We start from the raw sequence: 8,592 nt of genomic DNA, 5'->3' as shown, positions 1-8,592 counted from the left end.
GATTACATCCTGATGTCTTCTTCCGGTTTTTTAGCTCGCTTGCAAGAAAATCTCAACTCTCCCCTCTCAACTCTCCACTCCCCTTTAGCCTCGTCAACCCGTTATCATCCTGCGATGACACAATAAGCGGTACCCTCTCTATCGTTACGAAACTGATGTCGAGTCCGAAACCTCTCTCTTCAGAAAGAGAGAACTTTTTGAGGATGAAATAGTAATCCATTGTAAACCTCTCGATAAAGCTCAGGACGTTGGATTTGGATAAGACCTTCTCCAGTACGATGAACCTGAAATCGCCGACTATACGGTGTTTATTTAAGGAAGTATATTTACTGGTGATATCGACCTCGCCGTTTTTCACGAGTTCTTCAACTACTTTCCGGAAGAAAACATTGATCTGCTGCTCCACACGGAAGCCTAATTTAAAATCAATACGGATCAGCTTATTGGGAATCAGAAAATCAACTTTAAATTCTCTTGTAAACGGTTCGTCAGTAACGTCTACGTGGACAAGCCAATACACATCCGCTCGTTTAGGCTGCTTTTGCAGGATTGAATACATTATTTTCGATTCAATCTCAGAGTTGAAATTAGCACTGGTCAGGTAGACAAGTTGGGATGCATATTTAGGAACAGATTCATCCTCACTCAACTCCTTTAAAATTGGATAATAGGAATCGATCTCTACAAATTTCACAAAGCGGTTTTTGATTTTCCTTGCAGATGACCAGGCCCACATTACGGACAATAATACGGAGGCAAGCAAGAGTGTAAACCAACCCCCGTGCAGGAATTTCGCCATATTGGCTACCAGGAAGCCAAGTTCGATAATACCGTATACTGACAGGAATATAGCGACAATATAAGTCGGGAATTTCTTCCTTTTTAAATATGCCGCGACGAGGATGGTAGTCATTAAGAAGGTTAGGTTGATTGCAAGTCCATAAGCACCCTCCATATTCGCGGATTCGCGAAAAATCAAAACAACAACAATACAGCCAACCCATAGCAGAATGTTGATGGAAGGAACATAAAGCTGTCCTTTCTGGTTACTTGGGTAATTGATCCGGACTTTAGGCCAGAGGTTCAAGCGAACTGCTTCTGAAATGAGCGTAAATGATCCTGAAATCATTGCCTGACTGGCAATAACAGCAGCCGCTGTCGCTATACAAATCCCAAAAACCCGGAACCAATCGGGCATGATGCTATAAAAAGGGTTATCAAGTTTTCCAAGAACACCGCCCTGATGCTGCCACAACCAAACTCCCTGCCCGAAATAGTTTATCAGAAGGCAGGTTTTAACAAATATCCAGCTGATCCGGATATTAGACCGACCGCAATGTCCCAAATCCGAATATAAAGCCTCAGCTCCCGTGGTACACAGGAAAACTGCTCCAAGGATTAACAGAGCATTTGGGTTGGATGATAAAATTTCAAATGCGTAGTAGGGGTTTACTGCTTTTAATATTTCCGGGAATTGCAAAAGATAAACGCTCCCCAACACTGCCATCATGGTAAACCAAACCGACATAATGGGGCCAAATGCTTTACCAATAATGGAGGTTCCGAATTGCTGGACGAGAAACAATATGGAAATAATTACAATTACGATGGGTACAGTTGGAATATTTTCATAACCCGGAATTACCCTCAAACCCTCAATTGCAGCTGAAACAGTAATTGGTGGAGTGATCATCCCATCAGCTAATAAAGAAGACCCTCCTATCATGGCCGGGATGACCAGCCACTTCGCTTTTTTCTTCACCAGGGAGAAAAGAGACAGTATCCCGCCCTCCCCTTTATTGTCGGCGCGTAACGTTATTATCACATATTTTATTGTGGTCTGTAGAGTAAGTGTCCAAAAAATACAGGATAATCCACCTAAAATTAGATCAGTCGTAATAATTCTATTACCAACGATGGCTTTAAAAACATATAAGGGCGAGGTTCCGATGTCCCCGTAAATAATTCCTAAACTTAGTAATAAACCGGCTGCAGAGAGCTTATGGAGGTTTTTTGCGTTTGACACGTTTCGTGGATTATGCAACAAAAGTACACCTTAAAACCAGTTTAACAAGGTGTAATCGAATATGTTTAAAAAGCGAAATAATTGTTAGATTTAGGCATAACAATTGAACTGATTTTAACGTATACGATAGGAATTTTAGTTAAAATTTGTTAAAAACTTTATTCTGTTACAAGCGTATTTAGTATAAAGCGCTATCTTTAGAGAGTATTTTTGCGTATGAGAAATCTTTACCTTGGACTATTAGCAATATTCATTACTTTGGGCGGCATGTCGATGCCGGGCAATGCTGATGTGTTTGCGGGTATAAGGGGAATTCCAGCTGATACTTCAAAAGTCATCAAAGCTACCATCTCTACAAAAATCACAGACACCCGTCTTAATTTGCCTGCTTTCTTGAAAAACGGGGTTATGATTGATTTTGTACCCTTTAAACCTGCTAAGAACAAAGTTTATTCCGGAAACCCACCATCGCGTACGCTAAAGCAAGGCGATAACGATAAAATTTTAAATAATGTAAAAGTTTACCCCAATCCGGTTTCCGATCAGCTGAACTTGTCGTATTCTATTGCTAAAGATTCTAACGTTACTGTCAAGATTATGGACGTTTTGGGTAATGAGGTAACTACCCTGCTTACCGAAAGGCTTTCTGCTGGAGAACAGGTTAATTCTTTTAATATTGCTTCCAGGCTTAATAGCGGTTTTTATTTTATCCGCGTAAGTATTAGTGGCGAGATTATCACAAAGCGAATCTCTGTCTTGTAGTACATCTCACATCTCATTTCTCATATCTCATTTCTCATATCTCATTTCTCCAATCCCGTATGAAAATTATCGCCATCGGCCGCAACTATGCCGAACATGCTAAAGAATTGAATAACCCGGTTCCAACAGTTCCTGTGATTTTTATGAAACCGGATACTGCCGTGTTAAAGGACAATAAACCTTTTTATCACCCTGAATTTTCATCTGACATTCATCATGAAATTGAACTGGTGCTGAAAATTTGTAAAGAAGGAAAGCACATTGCCGAGAAATTTGCTTCGAACTATTTTGAAGAGATTGCACTGGGCGTAGATTTCACTGCGCGTGATATCCAGCAAAAACATAAAGAGAAAGGTTTACCCTGGGAGCTCGCGAAAGCTTTTGACAACTCAGCTCCGGTAAGTGAATTTCTGCCAAAGTCGAAATTCAAAGATCTTACTGATGTGAATTTCAAACTGGACATTAATGGTAACACGGTTCAGTCGGGGAATACTAAAGATCTCCTTTTTTCATTCGAAAAAATCATTGCATTTGTATCTCAATATATCACTCTAAAAAAGGGCGATCTGATCTTTACCGGAACACCGCAAGGGGTAGGGAAAGTAAACATCGGTGATCATTTGGCAGGCTATTTGGAAGAAGAGAAATTGCTTGACTTCTATGTCCGGTAATTTCAGATCCCAAATATGCTTAGATTAAGATTTCTCCCCATACTGATTTTATTATTTAATACGGCTTTCGCTCAGGACGGAACATCGACAGCTTACCCTGAATCCTACTTCCGTTACCCGCTTGATCTGGCACCAATAATTGCAGGAAATTTCGGAGAACTGAGAGCTAACCATTTCCATTCCGGCTTGGATTTTAAGACTAACCAGCGAGAAGGGTACCCGATCTACGCCGTTGCAGATGGTTACGTATCGAGGGTACGGGTTCAGATTGGTGGCGGCGGGAACGCTGTGTATGTAACCCACCCGAATGGATACACTACCGTGTATATGCACCTCCAAAGGTATAACGAGAAAATAAGCCGGACACTCAAAGCTTATCAGTACCGCATCGAAAACTTCGATGTGGATTTTCCGCTTCTTCCGGTGGAAATCCCTGTAAAAAAAGGAGAAATTATTGCGTGGTCTGGCAACACGGGAGGTTCGAGTGGCCCGCATTTGCACTTCGAGGTCAGAGATACCAATTCTGAAGAAACCTTGAATCCGCAGCTTTTTGGTATTACCATCCCCGACAGGGTAAAGCCTGCAATAACTGGCTTAACCATGTATCAGTTAAACGGAGAGCCGTTTAGTGAAAATACTCCAAGAGCTTATTTCACTGTCGCAGGTGACAACGGAAATTACCGGCTGAACCCGGCAAATATTGTAACGGTAAGCGGTGAGACGGGCTTCGGCATAACAACTATTGATAGAAACTCCGCATCAGCAAATACAAATGGCCCCTACTCCATCGAACTTCGGCTGGATGGCAAGACAATCTTCTCCTCGGTTTGGGAAAAGTTTTCCTTTACCAATTCCCGTGGTATCAATTCTCACGTAGATTATCCAGCTTTAATGAGTTCGGGCCGAAAAATTCAAAAAGGCTTTCTTGAACCAGGTAATCCTTTACAGATATATAAGACTAAAGTCAACAATGGCCTTATCAATTTTAATGACCAGGAGACTCATGAGGCGCAGTATGTCGTGACTGACATCGCGGGAAATGAAAGTGTGCTGAATTTTAGAATCCGAATGGACGAAAGTTCCTCGAAAGCCGTTAAAAAAACACCTGGCCACCTGTTCAGATATAATCAAGAAAATCGTTTAGATACCAATGGAATGAATATTCAGATGCGCGCGAATTCCTTATACAGTGATCTGAACTTCGTATATTCAAGTTCTCCTGCTCCTGCGGGCAGTTATTCAAAAGTCCACCATGTACATAACAAGCTGATACCAGTTCACCTTCCGTACAAACTTACCATTCCGGCTAGTACAGATATTCCTAAACATCTTCAATCCAAAGTTTTAATCGTTAATACCAACCGGGTGGCGCAGGGTGGCACTTATGAAAATGGTTCAATAAGTGCAGACCTCCGGGGCTTCGGGAGTTTCTACATCGCTGTAGATACCATCAAACCCAGAATCACACCTATTAACATCAGTAATGGTAAATCCCTTGCCGGGATATCTAAAGTTCAGTTTAAGATATCAGATAATCTTTCAGGAATTAAATCCTTTACGGGAAGGATTAATGGGAAATGGGTACTGATGGAGTATGACGCCAAGACTGCATCCTTATGGCATACATTTGATAACCGCACTCCGAAAGGCAGGCATGAATTTGAATTAACATTGGTTGACATGCGATCAAATTCAGCGCAGTACAAAGCAGCGTTTTTCAGATAATTAGAAAGCAGGTTTTTCCATCGTTTATTTATTTCGCTAATTTAGCGGCTTAAATTTCATTTATGTCTGAATTAGACGAAGGAGCAAAAGCACCCGATTTTACCGCAAAAGATCAAGACGGCAACACTATTTCACTTAGTGATTTTTCCGGCAAAAATTTGATCCTTTACTTTTACCCTAAGGACGATACGCCGGGTTGCACCGCTGAAGCGTGCAGCTTTCGGGACAATTACAAATTACTTATGGACCAGGGTTTTAACATACTGGGAGTAAGTATTGATGATGAGAAGTCGCATCAAAAATTCATAGCAAAGTATAGTCTGCCTTTTCCGCTTATTGCTGACACCGATAAAAGTATTGCAGAAGCTTATGGAGTATGGGTAGAAAAGAACATGTACGGTCGGAAATACATGGGAGTTGCGCGGAAGACCTTTATCATCGACCCGGAAGGTATTGTCAAGGTGATTATAAGCAAGGTTGACACCAAGAACTCTTCCCAACAAATTCTTGACCTGCTGGCTAAGAACTAGCATTTAAGAGATAAATTTCTCTTATTATCAAGGGCTAAGCTTTCCAATCCGAACAACATTCCCTATTTTAGCGGCGCTTTAAAGCAAATAATATGACTCCAGATATTGACAAATTAACAAAACTTGCCGCTCAGGTGCGACGTGACATCTTAAGGATGGTTCATGGCTGCCAATCGGGACATCCGGGCGGTTCATTGGGATGTGCTGATTACTTCGTAGCGCTTTATTTCCACGCACTAAAACACAAGACTGAGTTCGACATGGACGGTAAGGATGAAGATTTGTTCTTCTTATCCAACGGACACATTTCACCGGTATGGTATAGTGTATTAGCACGGGCTGGCTATTTTGAAGTCAGTGAACTGGCAAGTTTCCGAAAAATAAATTCAAGATTGCAGGGCCACCCTACAACACATGAGGGATTGCCTGGAATTCGCGTGGCTTCTGGTTCATTAGGACAAGGAATGTCGGTTGCTATTGGTGCAGCCATTGCGAAAAAATTAAATAATGATGGCCGGATTGTCTATTCGCTTCACGGCGACGGGGAGCTACAGGAAGGACAAACCTGGGAAGCGGCCATGTATGCAAGTCATAATAAAGTTGACAACCTGATCTCTGCCATTGACGTCAACGGACAGCAGATTGATGGTTCTACAGAAAATGTTTTGTCGCTTGGGAACTTAAGGGCTAAATGGGAAGCATTTGGCTGGGATGTTCTCGATATGAATGGAAACGACATGACAGATGTTGTGCGTGTTCTAGACCTGGCGCTGGCTAAAACCGGAAAAGGGAAACCAATCATGATCCTGATGCAAACCATGATGGGCAATGGAATTGATTTCATGATGCATTCACATAAATGGCACGGCGTGGCCCCAAATGATGAGCAACTCGCCCTTGCTCTGGCCCAGGTTGAAGAAACCCACGGAGATTATTAATATCTAAATACAGTCCTAAAGTAGAAATATCCCTGGAAACAGGTTTTAATATGAAGAAATACACTTACACTGAGAAAAAAGACACAAGATCTGGTTTCGGAGCTGGCTTATTAGAAGCCGGGAAAAAGAATGATCAGGTGGTTGCATTGTGTGCGGATCTAATTGGGTCGCTAAAAATGGATGCCTTTATCAAAGAATTTCCAGAACGTTTTTTCCAGATCGGAATCGCGGAAGCGAATATGATGGGCATTGCTGCTGGTTTAACCATTGGGGGCAAAATTCCGTTTACAGGTACCTTTGCGAATTTTTCGACAGGTAGGGTGTATGATCAGATCAGGCAGTCGATCGCCTATTCTGATAAAAACGTTAAGATTTGTGCATCCCACGCAGGGTTGACCCTGGGTGAAGACGGTGCAACACATCAGATTCTTGAGGATATAGGAATGATGAAAATGCTTCCGGGAATGACGGTTATTAATCCTTGCGATTATAATCAGACAAAGGCTGCAACGATGGCTATCGCTGAGCACCACGGGCCCGTTTACCTTAGATTCGGCCGCCCGGTTGTTCCTGTATTTACTCCTGCTGATCAGAAATTCGAAATCGGGAAAGCATGGATGGTTAATGAGGGTACTGATGTATCCATTTTTGCTACCGGCCATTTAGTTTGGAAAGCCATAGAAGCAGGGGAAAAACTAGCTGAATTAGGCATCAATGCCGAAATAATAAATATCCATACCATTAAACCATTGGATGAAGAGGCAGTCTTAAAGTCGGTAGCCAAGACAGGTTGCGTGGTTACTGCTGAAGAGCATAACCGTTATGGTGGCCTTGGCGATAGTATTGCTCAGGTACTTACCAGAAACAACCCGGTTCCTCAGGAATACGTCGCTGTGAACGATAGCTTCGGCGAAAGCGGAACTCCGGATCAATTAATGAAGAAATACGGTTTAGATACTGAGGATATAGTAAGTGCGGTGCAGCGGGTGATGAAGAGAAAGTAGTTCGACTTTTCCTATCCGATTAGTCTAACAACTACAAAAATTTCTAACAAACTCAATGGTGGAAGATTCAGTAATTCTTGAAAAATTTGCCATAGAGAGTACCCGCAATGAGGCTTTCAATTTATTACTGAAAAAATACCAGCAAAAGATTTACTGGCACATTCGCAGGATAGTCATCGACCACGATGATACAGACGATCTTGTTCAGGAAGTCTTTATTAAGGTTTGGAAAAGCCTTGCGAATTTCAGAAATGATTCTCAACTCTATACCTGGCTTTACCGGATAGCTACGAACGAGAGTATCACATTTCTCAACCGGAAAAAGCAAAAGAATAATATTTCACTTGATGAAAGTGCGGGCTATGAACTTGCTGAGACTTTAGCCGACAGTCCCTATTTCGACGGCGACGAGGCTCAAATAAAACTTCAGAAAGCCTTGCTTACCCTGCCCGAAAAACAGCGCCTGGTATTCAATATGAAATATTATGACGACTTGAAATACGAAGAAATTTCAGATATCCTGGGGACCACCGTTGGAGGACTAAAAGCCTCCTTTCATATCGCTGTAAAGAAGATAGAGGAATATTTATTAAACACAGATTAAACCTTTTTACGTTCAGAGTATCAAAGGAATATGGAATTGAATGAAAGAGATATAGATTTGCAGAAAGAAGCGCCTACTCTCGCTGCGATTGGGAAGGGAATTCCATTTACCGTACCTGAAGGTTATTTTGATGGACTTTCCGGAAATATAAATAGCAGAATAAAGATTGAAGTTGTAAAATCCGAAGGTCAGGATTCTTTCAAAGTTCCCGATAATTATTTTGAGGGTCTTACTTCCCGGATTGAAGAGCGCATTTCGACTGAAAAGATCAGGAGTTTTAGTTCATCTGAAGGATTTGCAGTACCGGAAAGATATTTTGAGGGGCTGACTGA

General features: G+C 41.8%; 9 protein-coding genes. 8 read left to right on the top strand and 1 reads right to left on the bottom strand.

The features are described 5' to 3' along the window. Positions 1 to 52 precede the first annotated feature (52 nt). On the bottom strand, positions 53 to 2,026 hold the full coding sequence (locus WBJ10_RS10655; RefSeq protein WP_424290107.1) for a KUP/HAK/KT family potassium transporter: 1,974 nt from the start codon (positions 2,024 to 2,026) through the stop codon (positions 53 to 55). Positions 2,027 to 2,242: 216 nt separating this feature from the next. Here WBJ10_RS10655 and WBJ10_RS10650 point away from each other — a divergent pair, with 216 nt between their 5' ends. From WBJ10_RS10650 to WBJ10_RS10615, 8 genes are all read left to right on the top strand, one after another. Then, positions 2,243 to 2,788 (top strand): T9SS type A sorting domain-containing protein, encoded by a 546-nt coding sequence (locus tag WBJ10_RS10650; protein WP_424290105.1) that lies wholly within the window; start codon positions 2,243 to 2,245, stop codon positions 2,786 to 2,788. Between the two features lie 59 nt (positions 2,789 to 2,847). Continuing rightward, positions 2,848 to 3,459 (top strand): fumarylacetoacetate hydrolase family protein, encoded by a 612-nt coding sequence (locus tag WBJ10_RS10645; protein ID WP_424290103.1) that lies wholly within the window; start codon positions 2,848 to 2,850, stop codon positions 3,457 to 3,459. 15 nt (positions 3,460 to 3,474) lie between these two features. After that, a complete protein-coding gene (locus WBJ10_RS10640) occupies positions 3,475 to 5,184 on the top strand; it encodes a M23 family metallopeptidase (RefSeq protein WP_424290101.1) in 1,710 nt (569 codons plus the stop codon). Positions 5,185 to 5,246: 62 nt separating this feature from the next. Continuing rightward, positions 5,247 to 5,714, top strand: coding sequence for a thioredoxin-dependent thiol peroxidase (bcp, locus tag WBJ10_RS10635; RefSeq protein ID WP_424290099.1), 468 nt, complete (start codon positions 5,247 to 5,249; stop codon positions 5,712 to 5,714). 92 nt (positions 5,715 to 5,806) lie between these two features. Next, a complete protein-coding gene (locus WBJ10_RS10630) occupies positions 5,807 to 6,652 on the top strand; it encodes a transketolase (protein ID WP_424290097.1) in 846 nt (281 codons plus the stop codon). Between the two features lie 50 nt (positions 6,653 to 6,702). Then, positions 6,703 to 7,656, top strand: a complete 954-nt coding sequence (locus WBJ10_RS10625; RefSeq protein WP_424290095.1) for a transketolase family protein — start codon at positions 6,703 to 6,705, stop codon at positions 7,654 to 7,656. Between the two features lie 55 nt (positions 7,657 to 7,711). Further along, positions 7,712 to 8,260, top strand: coding sequence for an RNA polymerase sigma factor (locus WBJ10_RS10620; protein WP_424290093.1), 549 nt, complete (start codon positions 7,712 to 7,714; stop codon positions 8,258 to 8,260). 30 nt (positions 8,261 to 8,290) lie between these two features. Continuing rightward, positions 8,291 to 8,592 (top strand): hypothetical protein (locus WBJ10_RS10615; RefSeq protein ID WP_424290091.1); only part of this gene is annotated, 302 nt, incomplete at its 3' end.

Source organism: Daejeonella sp. (assembly GCF_049655485.1).
Taxonomy (GTDB): domain Bacteria; phylum Bacteroidota; class Bacteroidia; order Sphingobacteriales; family Sphingobacteriaceae; genus Daejeonella.
This window is presented reverse-complemented; position numbering and strand designations above follow the sequence as displayed.